The organism is Flavobacterium sp. 103 (genome assembly GCF_003096795.1).
In the GTDB taxonomy this organism is placed as follows: domain Bacteria; phylum Bacteroidota; class Bacteroidia; order Flavobacteriales; family Flavobacteriaceae; genus Flavobacterium.
On record NZ_QENX01000001.1, the window covers coordinates 818996 to 835496 of the forward strand.

The following is a 16501-nucleotide window of genomic DNA, read 5'->3' on the forward strand; positions in this document are numbered from 1 at the left end:
TTGATTTGTTTGTTGCTCGTTTATCTGAATTAAACAAACGATTCAACAGTTAAACGAGTAAACCTTTCTACTTTGGTTTGATTTTTGATACTGATATAAAGCACAAAAGTAAATAATTAAGCACAGTATAAAAAGGGAAATAAAAAATTGTGCATTAATTAAAACATACTATATTTACTATACCTACTAAAAAAACATAAGGAAATGAAAAATATTACAGCTTTTATCGTATTGCTATTTTTAAGTAGCATTGGTTTTGCACAAAGTGGTCCAAAAATCAACATTCTTCAGGCAGAAAATACTGTTGACTATGGAAAAGTGTACAAATCAAGTGACAATGGTGTTCGAAGTTTTACATTTACTAATACAGGTGATGCACCGTTAAACATAACTGGAATTCAATCTACCGCAAGCTGCACGATATTGTACAAACCTGGCCAAGCAATTGCTCCAGGAAAATCAGACCGAATTGACATAAAATACAATATGGTTCCTGGTCCAATACGCAAAACCATTACTTTAGAGACTAATGCGGTAAATTACGAAGAAGGTCGAGTACCATTAAAAATCAAAGGAGAAATACTCACGAACTAAAATAATTTCATCAAAAGCGCTTTAAAAAAGAGCTTTTTTTTATAAAATATCCTGCAGTTGGAAGGCAAATTTTAATATTTGATTGTTTCGTTCTACTTCCAAATAAATCCATTTATCTTCTTCCGATTTAAACATTTCGTTCAGTTTTTGTAATGAATATCGATACGCAGGTGATTTGTTAACAGAAATAATAACATCTCCTACTTGCAAACCAGAATTTGCTGCCGGTGATTTTTTTCGAATATTGGCAATCTCGTAAATTGGTTTGAGTTGAAACTTATATTTAAAATCATTGGTTATATTCTTTCCGCTACTATCAAACGTAACACCTCCTGACAGAGGAACCGTTTCCAACTTTACAGTTTCTTGCACCCATTGCAAACCATTATGTTTTATTTCAATACCACTCTTATTATAGGTAAATGGCTCATTGAAATTGGAATTTTTCTTCAAATACAGTCTTTCATTTTTATAATCAAAAATCACCGAAAAACGCTTTAAAATTTCGCCACCAACAGACCCAACTCGATCTCGAACCATCCTAACACTTTTTATGGAACTGGAATCTGGAAATGCAACAATCGGAGATTTAAAGTCATATTTCTCAAATGAAAACTCAGGAATTCGAGCTCTTTTCCCCTCTATATCACCACTAAAACCTTTGCCTAAAAAATCTTCAAAATTCTTAGTAGGCACTTTAATTAGTTCCGATAAATTTTGAAAAAGCCAGATCGAATCACTGTTTCCTATATCAACTAATAATTTCACATCCACACCACCTTTATCCATAACAACATTACCCTTCAAATAAGGTTTGAATTTCTCAATTGTAATTGGAATTGTGCTAAATTTTTTTTCAAATTTTTTTCTTTTTTCATCGTCATTTTTATAAATAATTACCTTTTTACTGGCGTAATCTAAACGAACCAAATTATCTTTAAAGAATTGGTAGCCAATAATACCATTTACAGGAATCCCAATTTGGGAAGACAGATTGAAACTCTGATCCAAAATAACATAAATAAGCTGATGATGGGATGTCAAACCATTTAATTCCAAAATATTGTTAGTGGTTTTCAAACCTTCGATTGCCTCTTCGCTACCCAAACCTCTCAAGGTTATTTTTTCGGAATTATAAAAATTGACATCTGGATTATCTTCTAAACTAAAAAGAATAGTTTCCTCAACACCGGTATCCAAAAGAAAATTCAACTCTACTCCATTTACTTTTATCGGAATAAAAACCAAATTATTGATTAAAACCAACGGCACAGTAACTTTTTCAATTCCTTTGTCAAATACAAAACCATCCTGGGCAAAAACAGGCATTATTGCTATTAATAAAAGAAAAAATATACATTTTTTTTTCATTTAGTTATATTTCTATATTATTACCCAATTATACAATAATAATGGGCAAAAAACAACAAAATAGATACATTGTTTACAGTGATTTTGAAAAATAAATTGCAAATTTGCACCTCAAATTTTACAATCATGCCTGAAATTTCAATCAGAGGTCGAAGAATGCCGGAATCGCCAATCCGAAAATTGGCTCCTTATGCAGACATAGCTAAAAAACAGGGGCGTAAGGTTTATCATTTAAACATTGGACAACCCGATATAAAAAGCCCCGAAATTGCCATCAAAGCGATAAAAAACATTGATTTAACTATCATCGAATATGGGCCTTCTGCGGGATATGAAAGTTACCGAAAAAAACTAGCCCAATTTTACACCAAACAAGATGTAAAAGTAGACTATGAAGATATAATGATAACTACTGGAGGTTCTGAAGCACTTTTGTTTGCTCTTGGAAGTATTATGGATCCAGGGGATGAAGTCATTATTCCTGAACCTTTTTATGCTAATTATAGTGCTTTTTCGGAAGAATCAAGTGCAAAAGTGGTACCTGTAATTTCTAATATTGAAAGTGGTTTTACACTGCCAACAATTGAAGAATTTGAAAAAGCAATTACGCCAAAAACAAAAGCGATCTTAATTTGTAACCCAAATAATCCAACAGGCTATTTATATTCAGAATCTGAAATTAATCAACTGGGAGAATTGGTCAAAAAGCATGATTTGTTTTTAATTGCGGACGAAGTATATCGTGAATTTATATATGACGAAAGAGACAAACACTTTTCTGTGATGAACCTACAGGGAATCGAACAAAATGTAATCATGATTGATTCGGTTTCTAAAAGATACAGTATGTGTGGCGCACGAATTGGTTGTATGGTAACTAAAAACAGAGAAGTTATTGCTGCCGCAATGAAATTTGCACAAGCTCGTTTATGTCCTCCAACAATCGAGCAAATTGCTTGCGAAGCTGCAATTGACACCCCTCAAAGTTATTTTGACGAAGTAATAGTTGAATACAAAGAACGAAGAGATATTTTAATTAGCGAATTGAACAAAATTGAAGGCGTAATCGTAAAGACTCCAAAAGCAGCTTTTTATTGTATCGCTCAATTGCCTATTGATAATGCCGATGATTTTGCGCAATGGCTTTTAGAAAAATATGAATTAAATGGTGAAACAGTAATGATAGCTCCCGCTGCAGGATTCTATTCGACTCCGGGTGTAGGTTTAAACCAAGTACGTATTGCTTATGTTTTGAAAAAAGAAGATTTAATCAGTGCAGTTCGAATTTTGAAAGAAGCAATTACGGTTTACAATAAAAAATAAAAATTACCTTATAATTTCAAAAAGGCAATAGCATTCAAATGGTATTGCCTTTTTTGCTTTAATATCGAATTAATCAATCTTTTCATCAATTTTTGCTATAATTAAAACCCGAAACGATAGAAAATGTTTCCTTTTTATTAATTATCTTTACCCCTTAAAAATAGACACTCATAATAATAGTACCTTTTAATGATAAACAACGAAGAATTTCAAGACGAAATAGGAAACAATCATATTAGTACCAATGCCAAAAATCCAGTAAGAGAGGATGCCTTTGCCATTACAGATGAAGAAAAGATTGAAAAAATAAAAAAAGATGTTGAAAACATTCTATTGACATTGGGAATGGATTTGACAGATGACAGCATGAAAGGAACACCCAATCGTGTAGCCAAAATGTTTGTAAAAGAAATATTTGGTGGATTAAATCCTGACAAAAAACCAAAAGCTTCCACTTTTGAAAACAATTACAAATACGGAGAAATGTTAGTTGAAAAAAACATTACACTCTACTCCACTTGTGAACACCATTTATTGCCTATCATTGGAAGAGCACACGTTGCTTATATTTCCAGCGGAAGAGTAATTGGTCTTTCGAAAATGAATCGTATTGTAGAACATTACGCCAAAAGACCTCAAGTACAAGAACGCTTAACGATGCAAATTGTTCAAGAACTCCAACAAGCCCTTGGTACAGAAGATGTAGCTTGTGTAATTGACGCTAAACACCTTTGCGTGAATTCAAGAGGAATCAAAGATATCGAAAGTAGTACGGTAACTTCTGAATTTGGCGGGAAATTCAAAGACCCACAAACAAAAAGAGAGTTTTTGGACTATATCAAATTAGACACTAAATTCTAAAAAAGTTTATTGTTTTTGGTTTATAGTTAGTTGTTATGGGGAAAATACTAAAATTCGAAGATTTAGAAATATGGAGATTGGCTAGAGAAATCTGCCAAAACATTGAATACCTAATATAAAACACAAATCTAAAGACAAACTATTCTTTAAAAGATCTAATTGACCGCAGTTCAGGATCCATCATGGATAATATTGCTGAGGGCTTTGAACGAAATGGCAACAAAGAATTTATTCACTTTTTAAGCATTGCAAAAGGTTCTGCTGGAGAAGTAAAATCATAATCTTATCGAGCTTTTGATAAAAAATTGATTTCTGAAGAACAACATTAGAAATTACATGAAATGGTTGAATTAGAAAAGAACAAGATTGGTTCTATGATGAACTATTTAAACAATTGTGAAATCAAAGGCCTAAAATTCAAATAACAATTTTCGCATAACAATAAACAACAAACAATAAACCAAAATGTCCTTATATAAAAGTCAGACCTTAAAAATATACAATTCTCTTTCGGGAGAAAAAGAAACATTTACGCCAATCAACGAAGGAAATGTAGGGATGTATGTATGTGGACCGACGGTTTACAGCAATGTACATCTTGGAAATGTGAGAACTTTTATGTCTTTTGACGTAATCTTTAGATACTTATTGCATTTGGATTATAAAGTGCGCTATGTTCGTAACATTACGGATGTTGGCCATATTGTGGACGATGTAGATGAAGGTGAAGATAAAATTGCCAAAAAGGCACGTTTGGAACAACTCGAACCTATGGAAGTTGTACAGCGATATACTGTGGATTTTCATGATATTTTAAATGCTTTTAACTTTTTGCCTCCTAGTATTGAACCAACAGCAACGGGACATATTATTGAGCAAATCGAAATTATAAAAACCATTATTAATAAAGGAATTGGTTACGAAGCCAATGGCTCGGTTTATTTTGATGTTGTTAAATTCAACGAAACCAATCATTACGGCATATTAAGCGGTCGTAATATTGAAGATATGTTGGCCAATACCCGCGATCTTGACGGACAATCGGACAAAAGAAACCCACAGGATTTTGCGCTTTGGAAAAAAGCCGAACCACAACATATTATGCGCTGGCCTTCACCTTGGAGCGATGGTTTTCCGGGTTGGCACCTAGAATGTACTGCAATGAGTACCAAATATTTGGGCAATCATTTTGATATTCACGGTGGCGGAATGGATTTGAAATTCCCGCACCATGAATGTGAAATTGCACAAAATGAAGCTTGTACTGGACATACTCCCGTAAATTACTGGATGCATGCCAATATGCTTACTTTGAATGGTAAAAAAATGGCCAAATCTACTGGAAACAATATTTTACCTGGAGAGATTTTAACTGGAGATAATGCTTTTTTAAGCAAAGCTTTTTCGGCATCGGTAGCACGTTTTTTCATGTTGCAGGCGCACTATAGAAGCATACTTGACTTCTCTGACGAAGCCATTATTGCAGCCGAAAAAGGATATAAAAGATTGATGGAAGCAATGGAATCTTTAAAAGGAATTTCTGCAAGTGCCACCAGTTCTATAGATATTGCCAGTTGGAAACAATTCTGTTATGACGCGATGAATGACGATTTCAACACGCCAATTCTTATTGCACAATTATTCGAAGGCGTTCGTTTTGTTAATTTATTAAAAGAAGAAAAAGAGACTTTAAATGCTGCGGATTTAAAATCGTTCACAACAACAATGCAAGCTTTTGTATTTAATGTTTTGGGATTGGAAGAAGAAAAAACCAATGGGAATACTGATAAATTAGAAGGTGTCGTAAATATGCTTATCGGTATGCGTAAACAGGCAAGAGACAATAAAGATTTTGCATTGTCAGATCAAATTCGTGATCAATTAATCGCTTTGGGTATTCAATTGAAAGACGGGAAAGAAGGAACAACGTTTAGTATTCAGTAGGCAGACAGCAGATTACCGGGCATTCAGAATTTAGATAATTATATTTCAAATGTTTTCAAAAATAATAGTTTATCCTTTTATTTTACTCGTTCGATTTTATCAGGGAGCCATCTCCCCTTTTACTCCCGCTGCTTGCCGATTTGAACCGACTTGTTCCACATATATGATTCAGGCTTTACAAATTCACGGATTGTTTTATGGAGGATATTTAGGAATAAAAAGAATTTCAAGATGTCATCCCTGGGGTGGAAAAGGCTACGATCCAGTCCCTGACAAAAAATGCAGTCACACTCACTAAAAAAGAAAAATTCATATGTAGCTAATATTGTTTATGTTGGAATATGTAATTGCTTCGCCAATTCGCTATCGCTCGGGTCGCAAATCCGCATTAGTATTTGCGACCAATTTATACTCTAGCTCATTTCTTACCTTTTAATTAACACAATCAATAAATCAAAATAGTATTTTCACAAAAAATAAAAAATAAATGACACACGCTTTAAACATTGTATGGAATCCTTCCGAAGGAATTGATTTAGGTTTTTTCATTATTCGCTTTTACAGTTTAATGTTTGTAATTGCTTTTGGATTGGGATGGTACATCATGAAACATATTTTTGATAGAGAAAATATTGCCATAGACAAGTTAGACTCTTTATTTGTTTGGACCGTACTAGCAACATTAGTTGGTGCACGTTTGGGACACGTTTTCTTTTATGATTGGGAATACTACAGAAACAATTTAGCTGAAATCATTTTACCCTTCCGATTTAGCCCTAAATTTCAATTTACAGGATACCAAGGATTAGCCAGTCATGGAGCAGCAATTTCTATCATCATTGCGATGTATTTCTTTAGTAAAAAAGTACTTCAAAAACCATTACTATGGATATTAGACAGAGTAGTTATTCCAGTTGCCAGTGGAGCAATTTTTGTGAGATTGGGGAATTTTTTCAATTCGGAAATTGTCGGTAAAGAAACAACTTCTTCTTTTGGGATTCGCTTTGTGAGAGATCAATTTACTCCAAGAGAAGCTGTCAATGCGACTCAACTTCCTACGCCAAAAGAAGCTTACAATGCAATTGCCACCAATCCTCAATACGCCAACTTATTAGAACAAGTTCCCGCCAAACATCCAGCCCAATTATACGAAGCTTTTTGCTACATATTTGTATTTGCGGCATTGTTTTTGCTTTATTGGAAAACAGATGCCAGAAAAAAACCAGGCTTTTTATTCGGTTTGTTTTTAGTACTTTTATTCACAGTACGTATTATAGTCGAATCAGTAAAAGAGAGCCAAGGCGGCTTTGAAAGCGATTTAGGAAACATATTATCAACTGGACAATGGTTGAGTATTCCATTTATAATAGTTGGATTGTATTTTGTAATTACAGCAAAAAAAACAAATGAAATATAAATTGAATTTTATTTAATTTAAAAATAGCCACTGAAAATTCAGTGGCTATTTTTTTTACTACCCAATTCTTGAAGTCGTATAAACTGTTATTTTTTCTTCTAAAAAAAGTTCAGAAACTTGATTAAATTTCAAGAAATGCAATTGTTCTTTATGTAAATCAAGCCCTTCATTGTTTTTCCAAACTTCGTGAAGAATAAAGACATTTGGGTCTTCTATATTTTGATGCAAATCATATTGAAGACAGGTAGCTTCTTTTTTAGAATTCTTCGTTAAATCCACCAAGATTGCCTTCAATTCTTCTCTATATTCAGATTTACTTTTGATAATTACTGTCAAATTTATTTTCATATGCAACTAATACTGTTTATGTTGGAATATGTAATTCGCATATCTTCATTTGCGTTTAAGACAAACCTTAAGTCATGCTCATTTCATAATTAGTTCAAAAATAATTGAGTCAAATGATTTCTATACATTTCTAAATCACTATCAACATTAGCCCCTTTCATAACATCATGAAAATGTAAGCTTTCCAAAGGTTTCATCCCTGTAAAAGCATTCATTCTATGAAATCCAAATAAAGGTCCGTTGTCTACACTTGTTTCCCCAAAGAATTCACCTGGTAATGTAAAAGCCTCTTTCGGTGCATTCCATGAACTGGTCACCATATATTTCTTTCCATGTAACATCCCACCCGTTCCGTAATTTATAGCCGGATTTTTAGAAGACCTCCCGTCACTTTTATAAATGCCATTATTATGTCCTTCGGTAAATACTACGTCTATATATTTTTTGAAAGCGTGTGGTAATTGGAACCACCAAATCGGCGTATGATAAATAATTACATCGGCCCAAACAAATTTATCCACTTCTTGAGCCGGATCATACTCATCGTTTACATCAGTACTTTTTACTTCAAAATCTTTGTGATTTATAAAAAAATCAGCGGTTGCATTTGCTATTGTTTGATTAAACTTTCCACCTGAATGTCCGAACTTTTGTCCCCCATTTATTATAAATATCTTTTTCATATGTATTTGTTTATTGTTTTTTTATTGGTCATATGTAATTCGCATATCTTCATTGGTGTTTACGACCAATTTACGGTCACGCTCATTTCATATTGTTTTATATTAATTTGATAGTGCAAATTTACAACCCTTATCATTATTATTAAAATAACATAATTCATACCTTTGTATCATAATTATAATACTAAACGAAATGGTAAATCTAGAATGGTATAGAACTTTCAAATATATTTACAAAACCGGAACCTTAACAGGTGCCGCCGACGCATTGTTTATTTCACAACCTGGTGTTAGTTTACATTTAAGCTCACTCGAAAGTTATGTTGGTTATAAATTATTCGACAGAACCAGTAGAAAAATGATTCCTACCGAAAAAGGGAAAGTGCTCTATAATTTTATAACAGATGCATTGTCTAAATTAGAAGAGGCAGAGAAAAATTTCCAGCGAAGCACAGAAAAAAATACACCAACCATTAGTATCGGAATGTGTTTTGAAACCTTTCAGATTACTTTAGAACCCTATTTGGCAACTTTTCCGTTTAATGTGATTATTCAATTTGGAGAATACCCAGAAATGATTGAAAACCTGGATAAAGGAATTTTAGATTTAATCATTACTCCACAAATGATCGTTAAGAACACTATCGAATATCAAGGCTTTTCTTCAGAAACAATTGTTCTAATTGGTGGCAATGAAACAGATTCCGATGCCTTTGACTCTTTGAAAAAGCAAAATGACCTAGAAGCAATAGAATTTTGGCTAAAACAACAAAAATGGTATGGAACTACTGGAGACATGGAGCATTTAAGACGCTTTTGGCAACTTAATTTCAATAAACATGCAGATTTCAGACCAAACTATATTGTTCCAAATTTAAACTCTATAGTACGTTGTTTAAGCAACAGTAGTGGATTGGCAGTAATTCCGGATTTCTTGTGCAAAACAGAACTGGAAAGCGGCAAAATAAAGCTTTTGTGGGAAGGAAAAAATCCTTTAGAGAATACTCTCTATTTTGCTAACAAAAAGAAAACAATTTACACAGATGAAATACAATTAATAAAAGACACTTTCATGAAAATAATGTAGCAATTTTTAAACACAAATATTTACACACTAATCCAAAAAAAAAGATTCAACTTACGTTGAATCTTTTTTATAAATATATGTTGCTAATTACTAGCTTTCTTGGTGTTTAACCTCAACATTATGTTTCTCATCTTTAGAAATGGTATCAACCAATACTGGAGTTGCAATAAACAATGAAGAATAAGTACCAATAATAATACCGATAAGCATTGCAAAGATAAATCCTCTAATAGATTCTCCTCCAAAAATAAACATGATTAACAATACAAAAATCATTGTCAATGAAGTATTGATTGTTCTTGACATTGTAGAGTTAATAGATTTGTTAACAATTTCAGAGAATGAACCTTTTGTCTTACCATCCAAGAACTCACGTACTCTGTCATATACAATTACGGTATCATTCATAGAGTAACCAATAACCGTTAAGATAGCCGCAATAAAGTGCTGATCAATCTCCATACCGAAAGGCATGTATTTCCAAAGCAATGAATAAACTCCTAATACAAAGATAACGTCATGCGCTACCGCTGCAATAGCACCTAAACTATATTGCCATTTTCTGAAACTGATTACTAAATACAAACCTACAATTAGCATTGCTCCTAATACGGCCCAGTAAGCATTTGTTTTAATATCTTCAGCTACGGTTGGTCCAACTTTAGATGCTTGTACAACACCTAACTTTTTACCTTCATAAGCATTTATAAATTTATCGTAAGTCATGTCTGCACCATAATGCTTTTTCAAACTTGCAAATAATTTTTTATTTACATCTTCATCAGCAGCACTGCCAGTCTCCTGTATCTTATACTTAGTTGTGATTTTTAACTGATTGTCTTCACCAAAAATCTTAACCTCGGCACTACCAAATACAGTAGTCAATTCATCTTTAACCTCCTCAGGTTTCATTGATTTATCGAAACGAACTTGGAAAGTTCTTCCTCCAACAAAGTCTACACCTTGATCAAAACCGTGAGTTGCAATAGATGCTATACTTACAATAGTTACAACAATAGAGAAAAGGTAAGTCCATTTTTTAATTCCAAGGAAATCAAAATGGAAGTTAGTAAAGAAATTTTTAGAAAATTTAGTTACAAAAGATAAATCATTTTTACCAGCAATATTTTTGTCAATAAAAATTCTAGCAATGAAGATAGATGTAAATAAAGAGGTAATAATACCGATTAATAAAGTAGTAGCAAATCCTTTGATTGGTCCAGATCCAAAAATAAACAATACGGCACCAGTCAAGATGTGCGTTACGTTTGCATCTACGATAGAACGCATTGCACCTGTCCAACTATAAGAAGCTTTAACAGCCTCATCCAAAGTTTTACCAGACCTTAATTCCTCTTTCGCTCTTTCATAAATAATGATATTCGCATCAACCGCAGTACCCATCGTTAAAACGATACCTGCAATACCTGGCAATGTAAGTACAGCACCTAAGCTTGCCAAAATACCAAACATAAACAATAAGTTGACTGCTAAAGCAATATTTGCATACCAACCTGCTTTACCATAATAGATCATCATCCAAAGAGATACTAAAAGCAATCCAATTACTGCAGAATTAGTACCATTATCAATAGCTTCCTGACCTAAGGATGGCCCTACAACTTCAGACTGAATTATTTCAGCAGCAGCCGGTAATTTACCTGCTCTTAATACATTCGCTAAATCTTTAGTTTCCGTAACATCAAACTGTCCTGAAATCTCAGATCTACCCCCTGCAATTGGTCCACTTGAAACACCTGGTGCAGAATATACAATATCATCAAGGACGATAGCAATATTACTTTTTTGAGTATAAGCTCTTCCTGTTAATTCTTCCCACTCTTTGGCTCCTACGTTATTCATTTGCATAGAAACAGCAGGCTTTCCTAATTGATCAAAAGTATCACTAGCGTCAGTTACAACACCACCACCCATTGAAGCAACATTATCTCTGTTACCTTTTAAAGCATACAACTCAACAACTTCAACCTCTTTTTCTTTTGCATCCTTAATTGTAGTTGGTTTTCCCCATACAAATTTCGCATAACGTTGTTCGCCTGCCAGTAAAACTCTGATATCAGCTCTTTTGAAGTAAGAATTGATTGTAGCAGTATCTTTTGGAGAGAAAAGACCTAAAACTGGTCCACCACCTTGAGCTACAATTTTATCAATGATAGGGTTATTTCCTTTTTTAGTTGCAGTAGAATCTTTTCCATCAGTCAATAAAGCACTTAATGAATCTTTTGCAACAGTTTTAGTTTCAACTTTAGCAATTTCAGTTTTTTTCAAAGCCTCGTTAGCAGCCATGATGAAATTACCAATTTCTTCAACTTTATAAGTTTCCCAAAACTCTAATTGAGCAGTACTTTGCAATAATTTTTTGATTCTATCAATATCTTTAGCCCCTGGAAGCTCTACAAGAATTTGTCCAGACTCACCTAGTTTTTGAATATTAGGCTGTGTTACACCGAATTTATCGATACGTTTTCTCAATACGCCAAAAGCACTTTCAACAGATTCATCAACTTTTCTTTTGATTACTTTCTGAACTTGAGCATCTGTCATTTGAAAAGTTACTCCACCTTCACCTTGCAAACTTCTGTTCGCAAAAATATCAGGTGACGCCAATTTCACTGATCCTTTAGAATTAGCTTCAAAAGCTTCAAAAAATGCATCAATATAAGCTTGATTTCCTTTTTTATTTGCAGTGGCATCCGCCAAAGATTTATTAAAAACTGGATTTTTCGAATTATTTGATAATCCTTTCAAAATGTCTTTAACAGAGATTTGAAGAGTCACATTGATTCCTCCTTCTAAGTCAAGTCCTTTGTTGATTTGTTTATCTTTTACTTCATTGAATGTAAAATCAGTAAAACCTAAGCTAAACACTTTTTCTTTACCAATTGAATCCAAATATTTTACTTCCTTTTCTGGGTTTCCGCCAGCAAAAGATTTTGCATCACTTTTAACTTTGCTTGAAACAAAAGTGAAAGAAAGTTGGTAAATACTTACCAATGCAAATAGAATTGCGAAAAATTTAATAAGTCCTTTATTCTGCATTATTACTAAAAATTAATTATTTTTTATTTATTATTTTTGTTTTAAACCCTATAAAATAAGCCATTACGTCATTTTTGAAAAACAAAAAAGAACTGCACGATTTATATCATTTTTTTTAAACCGAGCAAATATATAATTAACGGAAAGATTAACCAATTTATTTATTAATTAAAATCAAAAAAAAGACTGCAGAAATTGCAGCCTTCTTTTTTTATACGTAAATTATTATGCCAAAACAGTTTTCAAATCAGCATTCATGCTTCTTACGGCCTCTGCACTTTTTGCAAAAGCAGCTTTTTCAGCATCATTTAATTTAATATCAACAATTTGCTCAATTCCGTTTTTACCTATAATACAAGGTACACCGATACAAATATCGCTTTGTCCGTATTCACCATCCAACATGACTGAACAAGCAATCATTTTCTTTTGGTCATTCAAAATACTATCTACCAAATAAGCAACAGAAGCTCCAGGCGCATACCAAGCTGAAGTCCCCAACAAACCTGTTAGTGTAGCACCACCTACCATAGTGGCAGCAGCAACTTTTTCTAACTCCTCTTGAGATAAGAATTCAGAAACCGGAATACCATTATAAGCAGCCAATCTTGTCAAAGGAATCATAGTAGTATCACCATGCCCACCAATAACCATAGCCGAAATATCATTAGATGGTTTATCCAATGCTTTAGACAAATAATATCTAAAACGAGAGCTATCTAAAGCTCCACCCATTCCGATAATTCTATTTTTTGGCAATCCAGTAGCTTTCAATGCCAAATAAGTCATTGTATCCATTGGATTAGACACTACTACTACAATACAATTTGGTGAATGTGCCAATACATTCTCTGCAACAGTTTTAACAATTCCAGCATTGATTCCAATCAACTCTTCTCTAGTCATTCCTGGTTTTCTAGGAATTCCTGAAGTAATTACAACAACATCGCTGTTTGCTGTTTTAGAATAATCATTAGTAACCCCTGAAACATTGGTGTTAAAACCAGTATTTGTAGCACATTGCATGATATCCATAGCTTTACCCTCGGCAAAACCTTCTTTAATATCCAATAATACTACTTCACTTGCAATTCCTCTATAAGAAATTGAATCTGCACAGGATGCTCCCACATTCCCTGCTCCTACAATGGTAACTTTCATTTTTTATTTGTTTTTTATTAATTTCAAACCAAAAAATAAAAATACAGTTACTCTAAAAACTACGCATCGATATTTGCGTAAACTGCATTTTTCTCGATAAACTCTCTTCTTGGCGGCACTTCATCTCCCATTAACATTGAAAAAACTCTATCTGCTTCTACCAAACTGTCTATTGTAACCTGTCTTAATGTTCTAAAACCTGGATCCATCGTAGTTTCCCACAACTGCTCCGCGTTCATCTCTCCAAGACCTTTATATCGTTGAATAGCCGCACTTCCACCCATTCTTTCATTCGCTTGATCACGTTGAACATCTGTCCAAGCATATTCTTTTTTATTTCCTTTTTTAACCAAATACAAAGGAGGTGCCGCAATATAAACGTGCCCTTCTTCAATTAATTCTTTCATGAAACGGAAAAAGAATGTCAAAATTAAAGTAGCGATATGACTACCATCGACATCGGCATCACACATGATAATTACTTTGTGGTAACGCAATTTCGAAATATTCAAAGCTTTACTATCCTCTTCTGTACCAACAGTTACCCCGAGTGCCGTAAAAATATTTCGAATCTCTTCATTTTCAAATACTTTATGGTGCATTGCTTTTTCCACATTCAGAATCTTACCTCTCAAAGGTAAAATCGCCTGGAAAGCACGGTCGCGGCCTTGTTTTGCCGTTCCCCCTGCCGAATCTCCCTCGACAAGATACACTTCACATTTTGCTGGATCTTGCTCAGAACAATCTGATAATTTTCCTGGCAATCCACCGCCACCCATAACGGTTTTACGTTGTACCATTTCACGCGCTTTTTTGGCTGCGTGACGTGCTTGGGCTGCAAGTATTACTTTTTGAACAATAATTCGAGCATCATTTGGATTTTCTTCCAAATAATTTTCAATCATTTCGCTCACCGCCTGACTTACCGGAGAAACTACTTCGCGATTTCCAAGCTTAGTTTTGGTTTGACCCTCAAACTGAGGCTCAGCCACTTTTACCGAAATAATAGCAGTAAGACCTTCACGGAAATCATCTCCAGCGATATCAAACTTCAATTTATCCAACATTCCGGAAGCATCGGCATATTTCTTCAATGATCTTGTTAGACCAGTTCTAAAACCTTGCAAGTGTGTTCCTCCTTCGTGTGTATTGATATTATTTACATAAGAAAAAATATTCTCAGAGTAACTTGTGTTATAAATCAAAGCTACTTCAACAGGAATTTCTCCTTTTTCATTATCCATAGAAATTACGTGTGCAATAATCGGCTCACGATTTCCATCTAAATATCGAATATATTCTTTTAATCCTTCAGAAGAATGAAAAATTTCTGAAACAAAATTTCCGTCTTTATCTTTTTCTCTTTTGTCTGTAAAAGTAATAGTGATTCCTTTATTCAAAAAGGACAACTCACGCATACGAGCAGACAAAGTATCATATGAATACTCTATTGTTTGGGTAAATATCGAAGGATCTGGATAAAAAGTAACGATTGTACCTCTTTTGGTAGTTTCTCCAATTTGTTTTACCGGATAAAGCGCTTTTCCTTTTTCGTATTCCTGTTCGTATACTTTTCCGTCACTGCTATGAACCGTTGCGCGTAAATGATTTGACAATGCATTTACAACAGACACCCCAACACCGTGAAGACCTCCAGAAACTTTATAAGAATCTTTATCAAATTTACCTCCTGCACCAATTTTGGTCATTACAACCTCTAATGCAGAGACACCTTCTTTTTTGTGAATACCAACTGGAATTCCACGTCCGTTGTCTTCAACAGAAATGGAACCATCTTCATTGATATCAACTCGTATCGTATCACAATGGCCTCCCATTGCCTCATCGATAGAGTTATCTACTACTTCATAAACTAAATGATGTAACCCTCTTACACCTACATCTCCAATGTACATCGATGGACGCATTCTCACGTGCTCCATTCCTTCTAAAGCTTGGATACTGTCTGCTGAATAATTGTCCTTCTTGATTTCTTCGCTCATATAATTTAATCTAAAAAAATGTGTTTTTCGTCTAACAAGCAAATATATAAAAATGTAACCTATATAAGTGTTTTATTCCAATTATAAGAGGCTAAGTTATTAACAAAAGATATCAACTTCAATGATATAAATCAGTTTTAATGGAATATTCAAAAATTCAGTTTCAATATCAATAACAATGGTGAAAAATCAATTGCAATAACAATAAAAAGAAAAAAATAATAAAAATTAGTCGGTAACAAATTGCATTCAAAAGAATTTAGAGCGAAAGATTAGGCTTTTTTAGCCAGCATTGTTCCCGCCATCATTCCTAAACTTGCGAGCCCCGCAGAAAAAGTAGTACTCACAAGGTTTATCCCTTCTGTCGGGGCTAAAAAGCCAAAATTAGCAATACTTGGAAGCAATAATTCCGATGGCAATTTCAATGGCAAAAATCAATTGCAATAAAAAAAGAAAAGGCAATTAAAATTAAAACCATTATAAAAACAAAAATTTCCAAAACAAACATTTAAAATTTCAATGGCAATTGCAAAAATCAATTTCAATGGCAATGGCAATGACCCTAAAAGCACAAATTTCCAAAACAAACATTTTAAAATGCCATTTTGGAAATTTGAAAAATTTAAACTTTTTTTTATTTTTTCATTGA

Annotated in this window: 13 protein-coding genes and 1 pseudogene; 8 read left to right on the top strand and 6 right to left on the bottom strand. The window is 33.5% G+C overall.

Features of this window, described 5'->3' with window-relative positions; genetic code table 11:
• Window positions 1–204: 204 nt before the first annotated feature.
• A complete protein-coding gene (locus C8C85_RS03325; protein WP_116795818.1) occupies window positions 205–594 on the top strand; it encodes a DUF1573 domain-containing protein in 390 nt (129 codons plus the stop codon).
• A 39-nt stretch (window positions 595–633) separates the two neighbouring features.
• Here C8C85_RS03325 and C8C85_RS03330 read toward each other — a convergent pair whose 3' ends face one another.
• Window positions 634–1965, bottom strand: coding sequence for a PDZ domain-containing protein (locus C8C85_RS03330; RefSeq protein WP_116795819.1), 1332 nt, complete (start codon window positions 1963–1965; stop codon window positions 634–636).
• Between the two features lie 126 nt (window positions 1966–2091).
• Between C8C85_RS03330 and C8C85_RS03335 the strand changes: the two genes are divergently transcribed.
• From C8C85_RS03335 to lgt, 6 genes and pseudogenes are all read left to right on the top strand, one after another.
• Window positions 2092–3288 carry a pyridoxal phosphate-dependent aminotransferase gene (locus C8C85_RS03335; RefSeq protein ID WP_116795820.1) on the top strand — a complete coding sequence of 399 codons (1197 nt, stop codon included), beginning with the start codon at window positions 2092–2094 and terminating at the stop codon, window positions 3286–3288.
• Between the two features lie 189 nt (window positions 3289–3477).
• Complete coding sequence (folE, locus tag C8C85_RS03340; protein WP_116795821.1) at window positions 3478–4149, top strand: GTP cyclohydrolase I FolE; 672 nt, start codon at window positions 3478–3480, stop codon at window positions 4147–4149.
• A gap of 35 nt (window positions 4150–4184) precedes the next feature.
• Window positions 4185–4574 (top strand): annotated as a pseudogene (locus C8C85_RS03345) (four helix bundle protein).
• A gap of 40 nt (window positions 4575–4614) precedes the next feature.
• A complete protein-coding gene (gene cysS, locus C8C85_RS03350) occupies window positions 4615–6093 on the top strand; it encodes a cysteine--tRNA ligase (protein ID WP_116795822.1) in 1479 nt (492 codons plus the stop codon).
• A gap of 49 nt (window positions 6094–6142) precedes the next feature.
• Complete coding sequence (yidD, locus tag C8C85_RS03355) at window positions 6143–6391, top strand: membrane protein insertion efficiency factor YidD (protein ID WP_116795823.1); 249 nt, start codon at window positions 6143–6145, stop codon at window positions 6389–6391.
• Between the two features lie 189 nt (window positions 6392–6580).
• A complete protein-coding gene (gene lgt, locus C8C85_RS03360; RefSeq protein ID WP_116795824.1) occupies window positions 6581–7510 on the top strand; it encodes a prolipoprotein diacylglyceryl transferase in 930 nt (309 codons plus the stop codon).
• A 57-nt stretch (window positions 7511–7567) separates the two neighbouring features.
• On the opposite strand, the gene C8C85_RS03365 is transcribed toward lgt, so the two are convergent.
• A complete protein-coding gene (locus C8C85_RS03365) occupies window positions 7568–7858 on the bottom strand; it encodes a putative quinol monooxygenase (protein ID WP_116795825.1) in 291 nt (96 codons plus the stop codon).
• An 89-nt stretch (window positions 7859–7947) separates the two neighbouring features.
• Window positions 7948–8541 carry an NAD(P)H-dependent oxidoreductase gene (locus C8C85_RS03370; RefSeq protein WP_116795826.1) on the bottom strand — a complete coding sequence of 198 codons (594 nt, stop codon included), beginning with the start codon at window positions 8539–8541 and terminating at the stop codon, window positions 7948–7950.
• A 193-nt stretch (window positions 8542–8734) separates the two neighbouring features.
• On the opposite strand from C8C85_RS03370, the gene C8C85_RS03375 reads away from it, so the two are divergent.
• Window positions 8735–9628 (top strand): LysR family transcriptional regulator, encoded by an 894-nt coding sequence (locus C8C85_RS03375; RefSeq protein WP_116795827.1) that lies wholly within the window; start codon window positions 8735–8737, stop codon window positions 9626–9628.
• Between the two features lie 90 nt (window positions 9629–9718).
• On the opposite strand, the gene secDF is transcribed toward C8C85_RS03375, so the two are convergent.
• The 3 genes from secDF to gyrB all read right to left on the bottom strand — a co-directional run bounded on the left by secDF (window position 9719) and on the right by gyrB (window position 15852).
• Window positions 9719–12688, bottom strand: coding sequence for a protein translocase subunit SecDF (gene secDF, locus C8C85_RS03380; RefSeq protein ID WP_116795828.1), 2970 nt, complete (start codon window positions 12686–12688; stop codon window positions 9719–9721).
• Between the two features lie 225 nt (window positions 12689–12913).
• Entirely contained in the window at window positions 12914–13849 is a 936-nt protein-coding gene (locus C8C85_RS03385; RefSeq protein ID WP_116795829.1) for a malate dehydrogenase, read from the bottom strand.
• Window positions 13850–13908: 59 nt separating this feature from the next.
• Window positions 13909–15852 (bottom strand): DNA topoisomerase (ATP-hydrolyzing) subunit B, encoded by a 1944-nt coding sequence (gene gyrB / locus C8C85_RS03390; protein WP_116795830.1) that lies wholly within the window; start codon window positions 15850–15852, stop codon window positions 13909–13911.
• Window positions 15853–16501: the final 649 nt, after the last annotated feature.

Excerpts from the sequence above, each read along its gene's own strand:
- C8C85_RS03370 (WP_116795826.1), bottom strand. The coding sequence starts at position 8,541 with ATGAAAAAGATATTTATAATAAATGGGGGACAAAAGTTCGGACATTCA.
- C8C85_RS03385 (WP_116795829.1), bottom strand. The coding sequence starts at position 13,849 with ATGAAAGTTACCATTGTAGGAGCAGGGAATGTGGGAGCATCCTGTGCA.
- yidD (WP_116795823.1), top strand. The coding sequence starts at position 6,143 with ATGTTTTCAAAAATAATAGTTTATCCTTTTATTTTACTCGTTCGATTT.
- C8C85_RS03335 (WP_116795820.1), top strand. The coding sequence starts at position 2,092 with ATGCCTGAAATTTCAATCAGAGGTCGAAGAATGCCGGAATCGCCAATC.
- C8C85_RS03375 (WP_116795827.1), top strand. The coding sequence starts at position 8,735 with ATGGTAAATCTAGAATGGTATAGAACTTTCAAATATATTTACAAAACC.
- cysS (WP_116795822.1), top strand. The coding sequence starts at position 4,615 with ATGTCCTTATATAAAAGTCAGACCTTAAAAATATACAATTCTCTTTCG.
- C8C85_RS03365 (WP_116795825.1), bottom strand. The coding sequence starts at position 7,858 with ATGAAAATAAATTTGACAGTAATTATCAAAAGTAAATCTGAATATAGA.
- C8C85_RS03330 (WP_116795819.1), bottom strand. The coding sequence starts at position 1,965 with ATGAAAAAAAAATGTATATTTTTTCTTTTATTAATAGCAATAATGCCT.
- secDF (WP_116795828.1), bottom strand. The coding sequence starts at position 12,688 with ATGCAGAATAAAGGACTTATTAAATTTTTCGCAATTCTATTTGCATTG.
- C8C85_RS03325 (WP_116795818.1), top strand. The coding sequence starts at position 205 with ATGAAAAATATTACAGCTTTTATCGTATTGCTATTTTTAAGTAGCATT.
- folE (WP_116795821.1), top strand. The coding sequence starts at position 3,478 with ATGATAAACAACGAAGAATTTCAAGACGAAATAGGAAACAATCATATT.
- lgt (WP_116795824.1), top strand. The coding sequence starts at position 6,581 with ATGACACACGCTTTAAACATTGTATGGAATCCTTCCGAAGGAATTGAT.
- gyrB (WP_116795830.1), bottom strand. The coding sequence starts at position 15,852 with ATGAGCGAAGAAATCAAGAAGGACAATTATTCAGCAGACAGTATCCAA.